The 17041-nt window shown below is 69.8% G+C and carries 16 protein-coding genes and 2 pseudogenes; 10 read left to right on the top strand and 8 right to left on the bottom strand.

What is annotated here, in order from left to right; translation table 11 throughout:
- Position 1 precedes the first annotated feature (1 nt).
- The 10 genes and pseudogenes from ACWPN5_RS21280 to ACWPN5_RS21235 all read left to right on the top strand — a co-directional run bounded on the left by ACWPN5_RS21280 (position 2) and on the right by ACWPN5_RS21235 (position 9214).
- Positions 2 to 787 (top strand): GNAT family N-acetyltransferase, encoded by a 786-nt coding sequence (locus ACWPN5_RS21280; RefSeq protein ID WP_492297240.1) that lies wholly within the window; start codon positions 2 to 4, stop codon positions 785 to 787.
- Positions 784 to 2037: an ATP-grasp domain-containing protein gene (locus tag ACWPN5_RS21275; RefSeq protein ID WP_492297239.1), complete on the top strand. Its 1254-nt coding sequence runs from the start codon at positions 784 to 786 to the stop codon at positions 2035 to 2037. Before ACWPN5_RS21280 ends, ACWPN5_RS21275 begins: the two co-directional genes overlap by 4 nt.
- A gap of 21 nt (positions 2038 to 2058) precedes the next feature.
- Complete coding sequence (locus tag ACWPN5_RS21270) at positions 2059 to 2832, top strand: hypothetical protein (protein ID WP_145680852.1); 774 nt, start codon at positions 2059 to 2061, stop codon at positions 2830 to 2832.
- Positions 2833 to 2980: 148 nt separating this feature from the next.
- Entirely contained in the window at positions 2981 to 3415 is a 435-nt protein-coding gene (locus ACWPN5_RS21265) for a hypothetical protein (RefSeq protein WP_492297237.1), read from the top strand.
- A gap of 10 nt (positions 3416 to 3425) precedes the next feature.
- The gene (locus tag ACWPN5_RS21260) at positions 3426 to 3743 is read left to right on the top strand and encodes a hypothetical protein (RefSeq protein ID WP_492297236.1); all 318 of its coding nucleotides are present in this window, start codon (positions 3426 to 3428) and stop codon (positions 3741 to 3743) included.
- Positions 3744 to 4196: 453 nt separating this feature from the next.
- A pseudogene (locus ACWPN5_RS21255) lies at positions 4197 to 6200 on the top strand (sensor histidine kinase); the annotation flags it as partial.
- A 133-nt stretch (positions 6201 to 6333) separates the two neighbouring features.
- Positions 6334 to 6609, top strand: a pseudogene (locus ACWPN5_RS21250) (response regulator); the annotation flags it as partial.
- Between the two features lie 177 nt (positions 6610 to 6786).
- Positions 6787 to 7071, top strand: coding sequence for an Hpt domain-containing protein (locus ACWPN5_RS21245; RefSeq protein WP_492298010.1), 285 nt, complete (start codon positions 6787 to 6789; stop codon positions 7069 to 7071).
- Positions 7072 to 7156: 85 nt separating this feature from the next.
- Positions 7157 to 7906 carry a response regulator gene (locus ACWPN5_RS21240; protein WP_492297234.1) on the top strand — a complete coding sequence of 250 codons (750 nt, stop codon included), beginning with the start codon at positions 7157 to 7159 and terminating at the stop codon, positions 7904 to 7906.
- Positions 7907 to 8137: 231 nt separating this feature from the next.
- A complete protein-coding gene (locus tag ACWPN5_RS21235; protein WP_200479569.1) occupies positions 8138 to 9214 on the top strand; it encodes a response regulator in 1077 nt (358 codons plus the stop codon).
- Here the strand turns inward: ACWPN5_RS21235 and ACWPN5_RS21230 are convergent.
- The 8 genes from ACWPN5_RS21230 to ACWPN5_RS21195 all read right to left on the bottom strand — a co-directional run bounded on the left by ACWPN5_RS21230 (position 9184) and on the right by ACWPN5_RS21195 (position 16997).
- Entirely contained in the window at positions 9184 to 9441 is a 258-nt protein-coding gene (locus tag ACWPN5_RS21230) for a hypothetical protein (protein ID WP_200479568.1), read from the bottom strand. The genes ACWPN5_RS21235 and ACWPN5_RS21230 overlap by 31 nt on opposite strands.
- 109 nt (positions 9442 to 9550) lie before the next feature.
- Positions 9551 to 11509 carry an O-linked N-acetylglucosamine transferase, SPINDLY family protein gene (locus ACWPN5_RS21225; RefSeq protein ID WP_492297232.1) on the bottom strand — a complete coding sequence of 653 codons (1959 nt, stop codon included), beginning with the start codon at positions 11507 to 11509 and terminating at the stop codon, positions 9551 to 9553.
- A 102-nt stretch (positions 11510 to 11611) separates the two neighbouring features.
- Positions 11612 to 11992 carry an RcnB family protein gene (locus ACWPN5_RS21220; protein ID WP_492297230.1) on the bottom strand — a complete coding sequence of 127 codons (381 nt, stop codon included), beginning with the start codon at positions 11990 to 11992 and terminating at the stop codon, positions 11612 to 11614.
- Positions 11993 to 12123: 131 nt separating this feature from the next.
- The gene (locus tag ACWPN5_RS21215) at positions 12124 to 12966 is read right to left on the bottom strand and encodes a GNAT family N-acetyltransferase (RefSeq protein ID WP_492297228.1); all 843 of its coding nucleotides are present in this window, start codon (positions 12964 to 12966) and stop codon (positions 12124 to 12126) included.
- Positions 12967 to 12980: 14 nt separating this feature from the next.
- Positions 12981 to 13727, bottom strand: a complete 747-nt coding sequence (locus ACWPN5_RS21210; RefSeq protein WP_492297226.1) for an aspartate/glutamate racemase family protein — start codon at positions 13725 to 13727, stop codon at positions 12981 to 12983.
- 17 nt (positions 13728 to 13744) lie between these two features.
- Positions 13745 to 14584, bottom strand: coding sequence for an ABC transporter permease (locus tag ACWPN5_RS21205; protein WP_492297225.1), 840 nt, complete (start codon positions 14582 to 14584; stop codon positions 13745 to 13747).
- Positions 14585 to 14587: 3 nt separating this feature from the next.
- Positions 14588 to 15511: an ABC transporter permease gene (locus ACWPN5_RS21200; RefSeq protein ID WP_137104899.1), complete on the bottom strand. Its 924-nt coding sequence runs from the start codon at positions 15509 to 15511 to the stop codon at positions 14588 to 14590.
- A 169-nt stretch (positions 15512 to 15680) separates the two neighbouring features.
- On the bottom strand, positions 15681 to 16997 hold the full coding sequence (locus tag ACWPN5_RS21195; RefSeq protein WP_492297223.1) for an ABC transporter substrate-binding protein: 1317 nt from the start codon (positions 16995 to 16997) through the stop codon (positions 15681 to 15683).
- Between the last annotated feature and the right edge of the window lie 44 nt (positions 16998 to 17041).

Genomic DNA, 17041 nt, shown 5'->3' with positions numbered 1-17041 from the left:
CATGACGGTCCTCTTATCCCCCGAACAGACGGTCCACACGGGCATGCTGCGCGTCCGGCGCGGCGAGCCTATCTGCGTTCCCTACCGCATCCGCTTCCTCGGCCACGCCGACCTGCCGGCGCTGGAGGCGTTCCGCGGCTACATCTTCGGGCAGCTGCCGGACATCGACGCCTATTTCCCCGAGACGCCGGAGTTCGCCGGTCTGCATCTGGGCGAGCGCGGCGTGACGTTGGGGCTGGAGGCCGAGGGGCGGCTGATCGGCTGCGCCATCCTGGGCCTGCCGCAGCCCGGGATGCCGGCCTTCGTGGACGACCTGCCGGGCTCTCGCCCCGCCGTCACCGCCACCGCCCACATGGCGAGCTGCATGGTCCATCCGGACTTCCGCGGCAACGGGCTGCAACGGCTGCTGGTGACTCTGCGCACGCTCCACGCGCTGGGGGCCGGGCGCCCGCACCTGCTCTCGCGCGTCGCCCTGTCCAACCCGCGCAGCCTGTCGAATCTGCTGGCCGGCGGCTTCCTGGTGCGGCGGGTGCTGGTCATGCACGCCAGCGGCCGGCTGCGCTACCTGCTGCACCGCGACCTGGGAGCGGCGCCGCCCGCCTGGGTGCCGGGCAGCGAGCGCGTCTTCGCCGTGCCGGAGCTGGAGGAGCAGCGGGCGGTGATCGAGGCCGGCTGGATCGGGCGGTCGGTGGAGCTGGACGGCCCGGTGCCGCTGGTCACCTACGCGCGCCCGCAGGAGCCGGTGCAGGCCGTACCCCAGGACGCCGAGCTGGAGGCCACGCCGTGAGTGCCCTGCGCAAGATTGCGGTCGTCGTCGACCCCTATTCCACCGGCATCCTTCTGGCGCCGCGCCTGCGCGCGCGGGGCTACGACGTGGTCGCGGTGCAGAGCCGCCCGGACCTCGCCCCGTCGCTGCTGCGCAGCCACCAGCCCGACGACTTCGCGGCGCACATCCTCCATGACGGCGACCTCGACGCGCTGGCGAGGACGTTGCGCCCGCTGGCCCCGGCCTTCATCCTGCCGGGCAATGAGTCCGCGGTGGAGCTGACCGACGCGCTGGGCGCCGTCCTGGGCACGCCGGGCAACAGCCCGAAGCTGACCGCCGCGCGCCGCAACAAGTTCATGATGATCGAGCGGCTGGCCGCCGCCGGCCTGCTGACCGCCCGCCAGACCATGGCGACCGGCACCGCGGAGGCGGTGGAGTGGGCGGCGCAGGCGGGCTGGCCCGTGGTGGCGAAGCCGATGGCCAGCGCCTCCACCGACCATGTCTATTTCTGCGACACCCCCGCGCAGCTCCGCGCCGCCGTGGAGGCCATCCTGGGCAGCCGCGACTTCTGCGGCTCGGCCAACGAGCGGGTGCTGGTGCAGACCTATCTTGACGGGCTCGAATACGTCGTCAACACGGTCAGCCGCGGTGGTCGCCACTATGTCTGCGACGTGCTGCTGTCGGCCAAGCGGGCGCTGAACGGGTCGCCCTTCGTCTACGACTATTACCGTCTGCTGCCGCCGGAGGAGCCGGTGGCGCAGGCATTGATGGCCTACATCCGCCGGGTGCTCGACGCGCTGGAGATCACCGACGGCGCCGGCCATGCCGAGGTGCGGATGACCGCGCGCGGCCCGGCGCTGGTGGAGATCGCGGCGCGCGCCATGGGGCCGGCCGGCTCGACCACCGCCATCGCGGCGGGCACCGGGCACGATCAGGTGGATCTGCTGGTCGACGCCTTCGACGGGGCGGCGGCGGTCGGGCCGCTGCTCGACGGCCATTACCGGTTCCAGGCCGACGCGATGGTCCTCTATCTGCCGGTGCTGGTGTCGGGCCGGGTGGAGGCGCTGCCGGACCTTTCCATCCTCGACGGGATGGCGAGCGTGCGCGGCTACGGCCTCGTGCCGCGGGTTGGTGACGATGTGGTGCCGACCCTCGACCTGACGCAGGTGCTGGCGAAGATCTATCTTGCCCATCCGGACCGCGCCGTGTTCGAGCGTGACTGCGCCGCCATCCGTTCGCTGGAGGATCGCCTCCAGCCGACCGTCGCGTAGCGTCGGAGCGGACGGGCGGCGATGGCGCATGTCCCCTATGAGCAGCGCTGGGCCGCGGCCCGCAAGCGCTTCGAGGCCGCGACCGCGAAACACCGGCCGAAGGACGCCAAGGCGGTCGCCGCCGCGCTGAACGGCGACGCCGCGCTGGTCAAGGCGCTGAAGTCCGGCGACGCCGTCCACCGCGCCGGCGCCGCCGGTGACGAGGCCGCGAAGGATCTCGTCGCTGCCGGGAAGGACGCCGTGAAAGCGCGCAAGGCCTATCTGGCCGCGCTGGCGAAGGCGCTGGACGAGGATGCGGCCAGCCGCGGCGACAAGGCCGCGGCGGCGGCCTGCGAACGGGCGATGAAGGCGCTCGCCAAGGACCTCGCCGAGCTGGAGGCGGACATCGGCGCGGACGCCGACCGCTTCAAGGCGCAGGCCGCCCAGGCCGAGAAGGACGCCGCCGCGTCGGAGCGGGCGCAGAAGCGGTGGGAGGCGAACATCAACGGCGCGCTGGCCCGCGCGGCCGCCGGGGTCGCCAAGGTGCGGGCCAAGCCGACGCCGGACACCTACAACGAGCTGTTCCCGGCGCTGGCCCGCGATCTCGCCACCCAGCTCGCCGCGGCGAAGGCGCTGGACGGGCTGCGCGCCGATCCGGACTTCTACCGCCGGAAGCTGGCCCCGTGGGCCGGGCAGGGCGGCGACGGGCCGCCGATGCGCGTGCCGCCCGACTACACCGCCCGCCAGATCACCGACCTGATCAAGGAGTTCGCCACCGTCTGCAAGGGCGTGGTGCAGCTGGTGGGCGGCCGCTGAGGCGAGGCGGGGAGCGAAGCCGCCGTTTTGGACCCATTCGGTTCCGGTAGCGGTGGGAGAGGAGCAATCGCCGATTCCGAGGGGCGCGCCCGCCTCCTACCATGCAGGTCGACAGGGTGAATGTTTGGTTAAGCGGAGGAGCTGAGACATGGGTGGTCCCCTGAAGCGCATCGACATCCCGGACATCCTGACCCAGAAGGACTGGGACAAGAAGAAGGGCGCCATCGCCAAGATCGCCGGCAAGACCGGCGTCGGCGACGCGATGAAGGCGGTCGACAAGGCGCACGGCGCCATCGACTGGAAGAAGCTGAGCGTGTCGATGAACTCTCCCAGCAACGCGACGCTGGACGATCTCGAACTCGCTTCTGGAGGAGGCGCGGGCGGAGTACAAGCGCTCGGTCGAACCGCTGCGCACCCAGCTCCAGAAGCTCCGCGACCTGGCCGAGGCGACGGCCAAGAAGTTCAAGTCGAACAAGCTGATTCCGAAGGATTCCACCGCTCACGCGGAGAAGGTCGCCAAGGCCGCCGACCAGCTCTTCGTCGCCTTCAACCAGTCATCGCTCGGCGACAAGATCGTCGATGACTACGAGGGCATGAAGGACGCCATCGAGAAGGCCGACAAGGTGCGGGCCAAGGGGCGGGAGATTCTGGAAAAGTACATGCTGTCCCTGGCGAAGAAGCTGAAGACGGCGAAGACGGTGAGCGACTACCAGGACCTGTGGAAGGAGGACATCCGCGGCGTCGGCACCCAGCTGCCGAAGATGCCGGAGCTGAAGGCCTTCCTGAAGGACTGGCGCAACATCTCCTCCCAGGATGGCCTCCCGGAGACCGACGACGATGTGAAGGGCCGTTGCAAGGAGGTGATGGCCGTGCTCGCCCGCATGGACAAGCAGATGAAGGCCTTGGCCTGACCGCGTTCAGCGCCGCGGCCTCGCGGGCCATCGGCTGAAAGGGTTGAGAGCGTCCGGAAGTTCGCCTGTGTTCAGGCGGTTCCGGACGCTCTGCCTATTAGCGAACTCTGTTGAAATCGCCACGTTCGGTGGTCAGCGCCAAGTATGGGCCGTATCCTCGATTGAAAGGTTAAAACCACATTTTCTATAGGATTTACGATTGATGAAGCGTGTTGTGAATTTCTGAGTCGTTGTTGCGTCGATGCCCGATTATACTTCGCAGCGTGGCCGGTTTCGGTTTCATGGGGTTTTGGCTTTAAATGCCTGGGTGCATCGGTATTTCCGCAACGATCGTTTTGCGATACCTCTCATGATGGGATTGGCTGGGGGCCATTCGACCAGCGGGTCGGGTCGCGGCCTGTGCCATGCGCCTGTCGAAGGAACTGTGCCCCGGTGCCTCTGCCGCCTGCCGTCATGCTGCCGTCCGTAACCGCCATTCTTGCTTCTGCCGCCCGACGGCTGGGCGCGGTTCTGCTTCTCGCTCTTCTTTGCACCGCTCCGGGCACCGTTTCAGCCCTGGCCACCGTCCTGCCGCAGGCGGAGCGCGGCGTGCTCGACCTGCGCGGCTGGTACGCCGACCTCGACGGGCCGGTGTCGCTGGACGGCGACTGGTTGGTGTCCTGGGATCGTCTGGCCGGCGAGGAAACCCTGAATCCCTTGCCGGAGCCGGACGGGCGAATCTGGACGCCGTTTACCCTGCCGGCGATCTGGAACGGCGCCGAGCGCCCGGACGGGCAGGAGATGGGCGGGTTCGGCGCCGCCACCTTCCGCCTGAAGATTTTGCTGCCGCCGGGCATGCCGCCGCTGACGCTGAAGATGCCGCCGGTCAATTCGGCCATGCGGGTGTGGGTGGACGGCCGCTCGGTCGCCGCGGCGGGGGTTCCGGCCCTGGCCGCCGCGCAGGAGCAGTCCTCCTCCGTCTCCCGCTTCGTCACGCTGCACGGTGGCCAGCGGGTGATCGAACTGGCGGTGGAGGTCTCCAACCACTTCCATTTCGAGGGCGGGATCGGGCGCACGATCTATCTCGACGCCAACGGCGGGCTGTCGCGGCTGTGGCAGCGGCAGCTGATGACCAACGCCGGGGCGCTGATGTCGCTGTCCCTGATGGCGCTGTTCATCGGCGCCTTCCTGCGCCGCCGCCTGTCGGCAGCCCCGCTGTTCCTGGTGATGCTGCTGGCGGCCTGCGCCATGCGGCTGATCTGCACCAGCGAACTGCTGCGCGTCTTCTTCCCCGGCGTGTCGGAGGTGTGGGCCTACCGGCTGGAATATCTGCCGATCTACATGTTCTACCCGATCTACTTCCACCTGCTGCGCGAGCTGTTTCCCGGATGCCTGCACCGCGGGGTCGGGCGCGTCATGATGGCGGTGGCGGTGCCCGGCATGTTCCTGGTTCTGGTGACCGAACCGGCGCAGTTCACGCAGTTTCGCGATGTGGCGAGCCTGCTGCTGGTGCTGTCGGCCCTGTATTTCGCGTGGCGCCTCACGGTGGCCGCCCTGCGCCGCCGTCCCGGCGCGCTTCTGCTGGGGGCGGGGGCGCTGGCCTTCCTGGGGTCGGTGGTGCACGACGCGCTGATGTACGCGCATTTCTTCGAGAGCGTCGATCTCGTGCCCTACGGCGCGCTGCTGTTCCTGTTCAGCCACGCGCTGGTGCTGGGCCGGCGGGTGGAGACGGCCTTCCTCAACGAGCGCCGGCTGTCGCAGGAGCTGGCCGCGCTCAACGAGGGGCTGGAGCGTCAGATCGCCGAGCGCACCCGCGCCCTGTCGGACAAGTCCGCGACCCTGGAACGCTTCCTCGCCAACCTCAGCCACGAGGTGCGGACGCCGCTGAACGCCGTTCTGGGCATGGTGCGGGTGATCCGCCGCGAAGGCCCGACCGGCCAGCTCGACGAGCGGCTGCGCGTCGCCGACGAGGCGGGGCGGCACCTCGTCTCCATGCTCGACACCATCCTCGACCTGTCGCGGCTGGAGGCGGGCCGGATGGAGTTGCACCCCCAGCCCACCGACGTGGTCGCCCTGGTCGAGGACGCGGTGGCGCTGATGCGCGCGGGCGCCGAGGAGAAGGGCCTCGACCTCTCCCTGACGGTCAGCGGGCTGGGGGCGGCGCGTTTTTGGATCGATCCATTGCGCCTGCGCCAGATCGTCCTGAATCTGCTGAGCAACGCCGTGAAATTCACCGAACGCGGCGGGGTCGAGGTGACCCTGAGCGCGAAGCCGGCGTCGGCGGATGCGACGAGCGGGACGGTCGTTCTGTGCCTGACCGTGGCGGACAGCGGCCCCGGCGTGCCGCGGGCGGCGCAGGCGATCATCTTCGAACCCTTCCATCGTCTGGAGGGGACCCGGTTCGAGGGCAACCGCCGCGACGGCGCCGGGCTGGGCCTCGCCATCGTGAACGGGCTCGTCCGCCTGATGGGGGGCGACGTCTGCCTGGAGGGCCGGGCCTGCGGCGGCTCCCTCTTCACCGTCTCGCTGCCGACCCGCCCGCTTCCGGTCGCCGATCCGTCGCCGGGCCGGGCCGCGCCCATGCCGGCGCCGGGGAGTTCTGGACATCCTGGTGGTCGAGGACGCGCCGGAGAACCAGGCGATCCTGCGCGAGTATCTGGCGCCCGGCGGCCACCGCGCCGTCTATGTGGACAGCGGCGAGGAGGCTCTGGCCGTGCTGGCCGGCCGCGCCATGGACGTCGTGCTGCTCGACATGCGGCTGCCGGGAATCGACGGGGTGGAGGTGACGCGGCGCATCCGCGCGTTGCCGGACGCCGAGCGGGCGCTGGTGCCGGTGATCGCGGTGACGGCCAACAGCTCTCCGGAGGATCGGGCGGACTATCTGGACGCCGGCGTGGACGAGGTGGTGGCGAAGCCCGTGGACCCCGATGCGCTTCAGGACGCGCTCGCCCGCCACGCGCCGTCCGGCTCCTGCGCGCCCGCTCCGTCCGCCGCGCTCCAGGGTGGGCCGCTTTCCGGGGCACCCGTCTCCGGCGGGCTGTCGAGCGCCGACCGCGCCCGGCTGATGGAGCGCTTCGCCCAGGCCTGCCGGGACGTGCTGGCGGTGCTCGATGACGCGGACTCGCCGCCCCGGCGTGTCGTCGACGCGGCCCACCGCATGAAGGGCAGCGGCGGCACCTATGGCTTTCCGGAGGTGAGCGCCGCGGCGCGGGCGCTGGAGCGGACGGCGCAAGCCGTCGAAAGCGGAGGCGGGGGGGCCGCTTCCATGCACGGGGACGCGGCGGCGCTTCGGGATCGGCTTCACGCCGCCCTGCGCGCCATCGAAAAGGGGGAGGCGGGGCTGACATGACGGCGACAAGGATGGTTGCGACAGCGGTTGTTGCGACGGGGCTTGACGGGACAGGACCGGCAGCGGCAGCGGCAGGCAGGGCGGCATGAGCGTCGGATCGGAACTGATCGGGCGGACCGTGCTGGTGGTCGAGGATTCTCCCGAAACGCAGGATCTGATCGCCACCTATCTGGAAAGCCAGGGGTTGCGGGTGTTGCGGGCGGCGAACGGCGCCGAGATGACCGAGCGCGTCGCGCGGGACCGGCCGGACCTCGTGCTGCTGGACATCAACCTGCCGGATTGCGACGGGCTGGCCCTGGCCGAGCGGCTGCGGCTGGGGGAAACCGTCCCGCTGATCTTCGTGACCGGGCGCGACAGCCCGACCGACCGCATCGCCGGCCTGTCCCATGGCGGCGATTACGTGACCAAGCCGGTCGATCTGCTGGAATTGCTGATCCGCATCCGCAACCTGCTGCGCCGCTCCGGGGCGTCCGCCGTTCCGGCCGCATCCGCGGAGGGGGCGGCGGGGCCGTCGCCCGACGCGCCGCTGGCCTTCCGGGGATGGCGCCTGGATCTGGTGCGCCGGGCGCTGTTCCGTCCCGACGGTTCCTACCTCGCCCTGACCACCGGCGAGTTCAACATCCTGGCGGCGCTGGCGGCCATGCGGCCCAACCCGGTCAGCCGCGAGTATCTGCTGGACGTCATCAGCAACCGCGACCCGCGCTCCATCAGCGAGCATACGGTGGACACGCTCATCACCCGCCTGCGCCGCAAGATGCGGCTGGACGACGGCGCCGCCTCGCCGATCGTTACCGTTCGCGGGGTTGGTTATGCATTGGAATCCGACGAATCTTGACGATAATGATTAATATGCAATAATAAACCGCATGTTACTCCGATCGAAAAGTATCAACGGCCGTTGATACGCGTTCGAACGGGGTAATGCTATACATCACCCAACGAATGATTGACGGTTCCAAGCGGGGTAACTGGAAGTGGCGGAGCGTTCCGCCGCATCGGGTCGCCGCGCCGGGCCTGACACCGCCGCCGGCTAACCGGCGCGCGATCTGATGCGGGTGAGAGCGGCATGCAACGGTCCCTGGTTTCGCGTTCGGCGGAGCGTCTCGCGCTGACGGGTCACATGGCCGCCGGTCAAACGGCAGCCGGCCAAACGGCGGCGGGTTGCTCGGCACCGGCGTACTCGGCGGCGCCTTCCATTCTGATCATCGGCAACGACAGCGCGGCCATCGCGGGCATTCGCGACTGCGCGCTGCGGCTCGGCCACCGGGTGCAGGACACGCGCGACGTGATCTCGGCGCTCGGCCTGCTCGACGTCGACCGCAGCGTCGGCGTCGTCTTCGTGGATGGCGGGTCGCCCTGGTTCGACGGGCTGGCGCTGATGGAGCGGTTGCACCGCACCCACCGCGGCCTCGCCTGCATCCTCTTCGCCCGCAACCCCGAGGCGGACGACGTGGTGCGCGCCCTGCGGCTCGAGGCCGCCGACGTGGTGACCGACCCGGAGGACGAAGCGCAGATCGAACGCGCGCTGGCCCGCGTCCTCGATGGCGGGGAGGGGATCGCGTCTTCGGCTCCGGATCTTTCGCCGGTGGCCATGGACAGCCGCGACGACGCGCTGGAGCAGGCCTACCGCCACGGTCTGGCGCTGGTCGAGACGGTGCGCGCCCTGCGTGGAGAAGCCGCGGCGGCCCGCGTGATGCCCTTCGTCGCCGTCCAACGCCAAGCCGTCGCAGCGATGGCGCCGGCCGTGGCCGTGGCGGCGTCCGCCGGGGTGCCGTCGCTGTGCGACGACGCGACCGAAACGGGTGTGCCGGACAGCCTGGGCATCCTGACGGCGATCCGGCGCAAGCGCGCCGCCCGCGAGAAGTTCTTCCCCAAGGGCCTGTTCGAGGACCCCTGCTGGGACATGCTGCTGGACCTGATGATCAATCATCTCCAGGGGCGGCGGATTTCCGTGTCGTCGCTGTGCATCGCCTCCGGTGTTGCCCAGACGACGGCGCTGCGCCGCATCACCGACCTGCACGACCGCGGGCTGGTCCGGCGCATCGCCGACGACAAGGACGGCCGCCGCGTCTTCATCGAACTGACCGAAGAGGGCGTGGCCGCCATGGAGCGTTACGTGGAGACGGTCGGCCCGCTGGGCTGATCGCCTTCCGCTTCCGCCTCCGCTTGGCGGGAGCAGTCCGGCCAGGGGCAGGCGCAGGAGGGAAAGCGGCACTCGTCGCCGTTCACGTCGCTGGCCTGCACGGCGATCTTGTAGCGCAGACCGTGCGCCGAGGGCGCGTCGATCAGGCCGCAGGCCTCGTAGACCTCGACATTGACGCGGGCCGATTGCAGGGCAACCCGCGCGATCTGTTTGGGATCTTTCATCATCGGCGTCTCGGCCTCGCTTCCGCTGCGTCGTCGGTCCTTTCAACGCATGGTCCGCGCCGTTGTGCCAGGGCGTATCGGAAGGACTTCCTTTGGCACGCCCACGGCCCCCTTACGGTTCGCGCCACATCGACCGATAGGCCTCCTCCAGCGACCGGGCGAAGGCCGGCGCGTCGCACAGCGGCGAGCGGCGCACGCGCTCCCGCAACCCGGCGCGCAGGGTGGCCAGGGAGTCCAGGTCGCCGATCAGGGCGGCGGTCTTGGCGACGTAGTCCGCCGGGCCATCCGCCACCAACCGGTCGGCGAGGCCGAGCGTTTCCAGGAAGCTGACCCCGATCCGCCCCGCCCAGCGGTCGCCGCGCAGGGTCACCACCGGCACGCCCATCCACAGGCTTTCGGCCGTCGTCGTGCCGCCGCCGAAGGGGGTGGGGGACAGCGCGAGGTCGATGCCGTTGTGGCTGCGGAAATAATCGGCCCGTGGCGTCTTGCCCTCCATGCGCAGGCGGTTCGGCGCGATGCCGTGGGCGGCGAACTGGTCGCGCAACGCCTGCCGCACGCCGTAATCGCCGAACTCCCGCGATTTCAGCAGCAGGCGGGCCTGCGGCAGCGCGGTCAGGACCTGCGCCCACAGCGCGACGGTCGGCCGGGTGATCTTGGCCCGGTTGTGAAAGGCGCCGAGCGTGACCGGCCCGCCGCCGAGCGCCGGGAGCGGCCCGACCGGCACATCCTCCGCCGGCGGGGTGAAGCACAGATAGCTGTCGGGCAGGCGCCAGACCTTCTCGGTGAAGAAGCGCTCCTCGCCCGGCGGCAGGACATGGCGGTCGGCGATGATCCAGTCCATGGCCGGCAGGCCGGTCGTCCCGAAATAACCGAGCCAGCTCGCCTGGACGCGCGCGGGCCGCCGGGCGAACAGGGTGAGGCGGTTGTTCCCCGTATGGCCGGAGAGATCGACGAGGATGTCGATGCCGTCCCGGCGGATCAGGTCGGCCACCGCCGCGTCGTCCAGGCCGACGATCGGCCGCCAGCCGTCGGCGGCGGCGCGAAGGCTCTCCGTCACGTCGTCGGTGCGGCCGTTGTTGGCGTAGCCGAAGGCGGTGACCGCCTTGCGGTCGTGCGCCCGCAGGACGCTTTCCAGGAAATAGCCGACCGGATGGCTGTTGAAGTCGCTGGAGACGTAGCCGATGCGCAGCGGGCGGGGGCTGTCGTCGCGCACCGCCGGAGCGGCCACAGCAACGCCGCCGCCGTTTCGTTCGGCCCAGCCGCGGGCGGCGGCGAGGAAGTCGGCGTTTCCGCACTCCGGCAGGTAATGCTGGGCCATCAGCACGTTGCTGTGCGCCATCGGGAAATCCGGACGGTGCGTCAACGCCGAGCGGTAGGCGGCCATGGCCTGCTCCAGATGCCCTTGCCCTTTCAGGACGTTGCCGAGGTTGGACCAGGACAGGGCGAAATCGGGCCGGAAGGTCAGGGCGACGCGGTGGGCCGCCGCCGCCTCGCCCAGCCGGTCCTGCAGGTCCAGCGCGTAGCCGAGGTTGCCGTGGGATTCGGCGTTGGCCGGCGCCGCCTGGATGGCGTCGGTGAAGGCGGCGACGGCGGCGTCGGTCTGCCCGACCTCCAGGAACAGGGAGCCGAGGTTGTTCAACGCCTCCACGAAACCGGGCTGGAGGGCGATGGCCTGACGGTAGGCGGCGACGGCTTCGTTGGGCCGGCGCTGCTGACGGAATAGGTTGCCCAGCCGGAAGTGGACGTCCGCCCGCTCCGGGCCGAGGCGCAGCGCCGCCATCAGGGTGACCAGCGCCTCGTCCGTGCGGCCGGCGTCGAGCAGGGCGGAGCCGAGATTCAGGTGGTATTCCAAGGCGTCGCGGATGGACAGGGCGGTGCGGATCCCGGCGATCCCGGCGTCGTGATCCCCCCGCTCGGACTGCAGCACGCCCAGCAGATGCCAGGCGTCGGGATTCCGCGGCTCGCGCTTCAGGATCTGGCGGTACGCCCGCTCCGCCTCGTCGCCGCAGCCGTCGTTGTGCAGGGTCAGGGCATCGGTGAGCGAAGGCGGGGGGGTATGGCTGACCGTCATGGAGCGTCCATCATGGGATCGGGCATCGCGGGGAAAGTCGGTGCAACTCGGGGGAGAGTAGACCGCCGGGCCGGACCTCGTCCATGAAGGAAGGGCAGGTTCTCAGCGGAACAGGCCGGGAACGTTCCGGACCATGATTCCCGAGCGGGACGCCACCAGAACGGCGTCCGACCCGGCGCGGACCCAGTGATGGCCGCGCGGCGGACGGTGCAGGTGATAAGCGGCGGGCGTGGCGATGACGTGGCGCCGCGACGCGTAGGCGGCGGGCAGCCGGTCGCCGGGCCTCCAATGCCGGGCCGTGTGGTGGACTGGCGGCGGCGGGCGATGGGCTTCCGGGCAATGCGCATTGGGGCCGCGGTGGTCCCGTTCGATCCGCGGCGGTTCGCGATGATCCGGTCCCCAACCGGCGGCGGAGGCGTCCTGGGTGCCCAGGCCGACCAGCATGGTGGCGGTGGTCATGGCGGCGATCAGGGTGCGCGACATGGGGGTGTCCCTTTTCTCGTCAGGCCGGGATCGTGATCCCGATGCCCCGATGCTGCGCGCGCCCTGTTGCCGGCGTGTGTCCGGCGGTCCCCTGTTTGGTAACCGACTGTTACGGTAACGCTTGCCCGTCTTCAGCCCAGCTCGAAGGTCGTCACGCCGAACAGGCGCGCGGTGTCGATGGTTGGGGCGGGGCCCAGATACATGCGGGCGGTTTCGAACTGCGGGGTCAGGCCCAGCTCCTCCGCCAGCAGCACGGCGTCGCGGTTGACCTCCGGAACGTCGAGGAAAATCGGGCCGTCGCCCGCCGTGGCGGCGAGCGCAAGAGCGAGATCGCGCGCCGTGCCGCGGTCGGCGGCGTAGAGCGGGCCGATCTTGCTGCCGCTGTGGCAGGGGCGGATCACCCCGAAGCCGTGCAACTCGCCGCCCACCACGGCGGCCAGCGCGGTGGCGCCGGGCAGCGTGATCCAGTTGGACAGGAAGCCGGCGCGCGGCGCCGGGAACAGCGCGCGGTCCCAGTCCAGCAGCCGGTCGAAGGGCACCGTCCGCGCGTCCACCAGCGCCGCGGCGGAGGAGGTTCCGGCGGGCGGCGCGCCGCCGTAGCGGATGTTGCGGTGGGCCAGCGCGAAGCCGGACTTGCGGTAATTGTCCTGCTGCGCCACCACCCCGTCCAGCCCGACGGTGCAGCCCTCCAGATGCTTCAGCCCGGCCCGCCAGAGGTCCCAGCCGAGGCCGCGCCCGCGCATGTCGGGCCGCACGATGTAGAAGCCGAGGAAGCCGAAGTTCTCGGGATAGCGGACGACGGACAGGCAGGCCGCCGGTTCGCCGTCCAGCTCCCCGATCAGGAAGCCTTCGGGGTCCACGGCGTGGAAGGCCCCGGCGTCGTGCAGGCCGGGGTTCCAGCCCTCCGCCCGCGCCCAGTCGACGGCGAGATCCAGCTCGGCCCGGCTCATCACGCGCACGCGGTAGCCTTCCATGGCGTCCCTCCGGGTCACGGCTGCGGGGCGGGGGCGAAGCGCGCCATGTCCCCGGCGTAGGGTTTGGGCAGGGGGAAAGCGTAACCGCCGGTCTTGCCGGTGCGCAAGCCCAGCGCGGCCAGCCCCTCCACCAGCTTCACCGCGGCGGTGACGCCGTCCACCACCGGCAGGCCCATCTCGGCGGTCAGGGCGCGCGCCAGATCGGCCATGCCGGCGCAGCCCAGAACGACGCTCTCCGCCCCGTCCTCCGCGATGGCTTGGCGGATGGTCTCGCGCACCCGCTCCACGGCGCCCGACGCCGGGTCCTCCAGCGCCAGCACCGGCACGCCGGCGGCGCGCACCCGGCAGCGCCCGGCCACGCCGTAGCGCTCGGCCAGATGCTCCAGCGCCGGGACGGAGCGCGGCATGGTGGTGACCACGCTGAACCGCCCGCCGAGCAGGGTGGCGGTCTTCATCGCCGCCTCGCAGATGCCGACCACCGGGACGGCGGAGAGGCAGCGCGCGGCGTCCAGCCCGACGTCGTCGAAGCAGGCGATCACCACGCCGTCGATGCCGGGTGCCGCGCGCCCGTGGGCGGCGATCACCTCCAGCAGGCCGGGGACGGCCAGCGCCTCGTCGTAATAGCCCTCGATGCTGGCGGGACCCATGGCCGGGTTGGCGGCGACGATCTCCGTCCCCGGCGCCGCGACGGCGCGGGCGGCATCCCCGGCCTTCGCGGTCATCGAAGCGGTGGTGTTCGGGTTGACGACCAGGATTCGCATGGCTGGTTCCTTTCCCGTCAACCGGCGGCGCCGGTCCGCCGCAGCCGGCGGCGGCGCAGGATCATCACCCCGGCCAGGAACAGGCCGATCACCGTGAAGGAGAACAGCGTCGTCAGCGTGCCTAGCGCGTAGAGCACCGGCGTCGTGACGTTGGTGGTCATGCCGTAGATCTCCAGCGGCAGGGTGTTGAAGGACCCCGCGGTCATCAGCGTGCGCGCGAACTCGTCGTAGGACAGGGTGAAGCCGAACAGCCCGACGCCGATCAGGCTGGGCAGCAGGATCGGCAGCACCACATGCCGCACCGTCTGCCAGGGCGTGGCGCCGAGGTCGCGCGCCGCCTCCTCGTAGGCCGGGTTGAAGCGGTTGAAGATGGCGAAGACGATCAGCAGGCCGAAGGGCAGCGTCCAGGTCAGATGCGCGCCGAGCGCCGAGCCGTACCAGGTCGGCTCGATGCCCAGGATGTTGAAGAGCAGGCCGATGCCCAGGCTGACCAGGATCGACGGCACGATCAGGCTCGCCACCGCCAGATAGAACAGCGCCCCGCTGCCCAGGAAGCGGCGGCGGAAGGCGAAGCCGGCGAGCAGCGAGAACAGCACCGTCAGCACCATCACCGTCAGCCCCAGCGCGATCGAACGGCGGAAGGAGCCGCCGAAATCGCCGACCGCCTGCTGCTCGAACAGGTTCTTGAACCAGTGGAGGGAGACGCCGTTCATCGGGAAGGTCAACCCGCCCTCCGGCCCCTGGAAGGACAGGATGGTGATGGTGGCGATCGGCCCGTAGAGGAACAGGACGAACAGCCCGAAGAAAGCGGCGAGCAGGTAGAAGGACAGGCCGCGCCGGGTGCCGGTGCCGATCATCGCTTACAGCTCCTTGCGGATGTCGACGATGCGCAGCATCGCCACGACCATGATGAGGACGACGGCCAGCAGAACGACCGCGTTCGCGGCGGCGGCGGGGTATTGGAGCAGCGAAATCTCGTTGGCGATCATCAGCCCGATGGAGGCGCTCTGCCCGCCGCTCATCAGGCGCACGGTGATGAAGTCGCCCATCACCAGCGTGACCACGAAGATCGAGCCGATGGCGATGCCCGGCTTGGCCAGCGGCAGGATGACGTTCCACACCACCTGCGCCGCGCTGGCGCCGCCGTCGCGCGCCGCCTCGACCAGGGCGCGGTCGATGCGCATCATCGAATTGAAGATCGGCACCACCATGAACAGCGCGTAGAGGTGCACGAAGGCCAGCACCACCGCGAAGTCCGAGAACAGGAGGAACTCCAGCGGCTGGTCGATCAGCCCGGCGGAGATCAGCCCGGAATTCAGCAGCCCGTTGCGCCCGAGGAAGGGAATCCACGAGATCATGCGGATGATGTTGGAGGTCCAGAACGGGATCGTGCAGACCAGGAACAGCACCATCTGCCACGTCGTGGACTGGACGTGGAAGGCCAGGAAATAGGCCACCGTGAAGCCAATCAGCAATGTGATGACCCAGGTCAGCGCCGCGAACTTCACCGTGTTCAGGTAGGTCTTCCAGGTGACCGGAGAGGTCAGCAGCTCCTCGTAGTTGGTCAGCACGAAATCCGGGTAGATGCGGATGCTGTCGTAGTCCCAGAAGCTGACCGCGACGATGGTCAGGATGGGGATCAGCAGGAAGACCAGCAGCGTCAAGGCCAGCGGCCCGGCCTGGAGATAGGGGGCGACCCGGCGCAGCACGGAACGGCGCACCCCGCCGCCCCGCGGAGCCGCGGACGCGCTGGACGCTTCGGATGGGACGGCGGAGACGGTCATGGCGCAGGGGTCCGGTGCCGTGGGGGAGTGATGGAAGTTTGCGGCGCCCCCTCCCTAACCCTCCCCCGCCTTCGGCGAGGGAGGGGATCCCCCCTCTCCCGCGAAGCGGGGGAGGGAAGGGGCCCGCGGCAGCGCCGCGGGAAGGGAGGGGGTAGAGCAAGTCCGGTCGTTACGCCGCGACGAACTCGTTCCACTTGCGGACCATGTAGCGGTCCTCGTCCATCACCGCGTTCCAGCAGGCGACACGGCCCATGCGGTCCTGGAACGACCCGCCGTCGCGCACCGCGCCGGCCTTTTCCATCACCTTGCCCTCGGGGCTGAGGATGTCGGTCTTGGCCGGCTGGCCCTCCATCCAGAAGGCCCACTCGTCCGGCGACATGTGCTCCTTCGCGGTGTCGAGCACGGCGGAGTAATAGCCCTGGCGGTTCAGATAGGCGCCGACCCAGCCCGACAGGTACCAGTTGATGTACTCGTAGGCGGCTTCCAGCTCCAGCCCGTTCAGATGCTTGGCGATGCCGAGGCCGCCGCCCCAGGCGCGGTAGCCTTCCTTCAGCGGCTGGTAGACGCACTGGATGCCCTTGGCGCGCACGGCGGCCACGGCCGGCGACCACATCGACTGGATGATGACCTCGCCCGACGACATCAGGTTGACGCTTTCGTCGAAGGTCTTCCAGAAGGCGCGGAACTGGCCGGCCTTCTTGGCGTCGGTCATGATCTTGAGGGTCTTGTCGATCTCCTCCTTGGTCATGTTGCCCTTGTCGCCGTACTTCACCTCGCCCATCGCCTCGCAGACCATGGCGGCGTCCATGATGCCGATGGAGGGGATGTTCAGGATCGACGCCTTGCCCTTGAAGGCCGGGTCCAGCAAGTCCTTCCAGCTGCTGATCGGGCGGCCGACCAGATCGGGGCGGATGCCCAGCGTGTCGGCGTTATAGATGGTCGGGATCAGCGTCATCCACTGGGTGGCCGACTTGGCGAACTTGATGCTGTCCTTGCCCTCCACGAAGCCGACGGTGTGCGGGGCGGTGCCCTGGGCGACGGCGCTCTCCGGCGTCAGCTTGCCGTTGACGAAGATCGGGACGATCTTGTCGAAGTTCTTGATCTTGGAAACGTCCATCGGCTGCATCACGCCGGCCGGGAAGACCTTCTTGCAGATCCAGTATTCGATGTCGGCGATGTCGTAGGACTTCGGCTGGGTCACCGCGCGCTGGGCCACCGCGTCGCTGTCGAGCGCGGTCATCTGCAGCGTGAAGCCGAGATCCTCCTTCACCTTGTCGGCGACGGCGTTCAGGTTCGACACGCCGGTGCCGAACTGGCGCAGCGTGACGTTCTTGATGTTCTGCGCCCAGATGGTGGGGAAGCCGGTGATCGCCCCCGACCCGATGGCGACACCCGCGGCGGCGGCGGTGCCCTTCAGCAGCGTGCGGCGGCTGACGCCTGTGGTGGTCCCGGCGGAAAGGGGCGAACCGGTGCGCGTCTCGGTCATGCTCTGTGCCTCCAGTATGGTCGGTCGGTTTTTTGGGGGATTGG

The sequence above is a fragment of the Azospirillum sp. UENF 211521 genome, from assembly GCF_058780535.1.
This window is presented reverse-complemented; position numbering and strand designations above follow the sequence as displayed.

Excerpts from the sequence above, each read along its gene's own strand:
- ACWPN5_RS21280 (WP_492297240.1), top strand. The coding sequence starts at position 2 with ATGACGGTCCTCTTATCCCCCGAACAGACGGTCCACACGGGCATGCTG.
- ACWPN5_RS21270 (WP_145680852.1), top strand. The coding sequence starts at position 2,059 with ATGGCGCATGTCCCCTATGAGCAGCGCTGGGCCGCGGCCCGCAAGCGC.
- ACWPN5_RS21265 (WP_492297237.1), top strand. The coding sequence starts at position 2,981 with ATGGGTGGTCCCCTGAAGCGCATCGACATCCCGGACATCCTGACCCAG.
- ACWPN5_RS21260 (WP_492297236.1), top strand. The coding sequence starts at position 3,426 with ATGAAGGACGCCATCGAGAAGGCCGACAAGGTGCGGGCCAAGGGGCGG.
- ACWPN5_RS21245 (WP_492298010.1), top strand. The coding sequence starts at position 6,787 with ATGGAGCGCTTCGCCCAGGCCTGCCGGGACGTGCTGGCGGTGCTCGAT.
- ACWPN5_RS21240 (WP_492297234.1), top strand. The coding sequence starts at position 7,157 with ATGAGCGTCGGATCGGAACTGATCGGGCGGACCGTGCTGGTGGTCGAG.
- ACWPN5_RS21235 (WP_200479569.1), top strand. The coding sequence starts at position 8,138 with ATGCAACGGTCCCTGGTTTCGCGTTCGGCGGAGCGTCTCGCGCTGACG.
- ACWPN5_RS21230 (WP_200479568.1), bottom strand. The coding sequence starts at position 9,441 with ATGATGAAAGATCCCAAACAGATCGCGCGGGTTGCCCTGCAATCGGCC.
- ACWPN5_RS21225 (WP_492297232.1), bottom strand. The coding sequence starts at position 11,509 with ATGACGGTCAGCCATACCCCCCCGCCTTCGCTCACCGATGCCCTGACC.
- ACWPN5_RS21220 (WP_492297230.1), bottom strand. The coding sequence starts at position 11,992 with ATGTCGCGCACCCTGATCGCCGCCATGACCACCGCCACCATGCTGGTC.
- ACWPN5_RS21215 (WP_492297228.1), bottom strand. The coding sequence starts at position 12,966 with ATGGAAGGCTACCGCGTGCGCGTGATGAGCCGGGCCGAGCTGGATCTC.
- ACWPN5_RS21210 (WP_492297226.1), bottom strand. The coding sequence starts at position 13,727 with ATGCGAATCCTGGTCGTCAACCCGAACACCACCGCTTCGATGACCGCG.
- ACWPN5_RS21205 (WP_492297225.1), bottom strand. The coding sequence starts at position 14,584 with ATGATCGGCACCGGCACCCGGCGCGGCCTGTCCTTCTACCTGCTCGCC.
- ACWPN5_RS21200 (WP_137104899.1), bottom strand. The coding sequence starts at position 15,511 with ATGACCGTCTCCGCCGTCCCATCCGAAGCGTCCAGCGCGTCCGCGGCT.
- ACWPN5_RS21195 (WP_492297223.1), bottom strand. The coding sequence starts at position 16,997 with ATGACCGAGACGCGCACCGGTTCGCCCCTTTCCGCCGGGACCACCACA.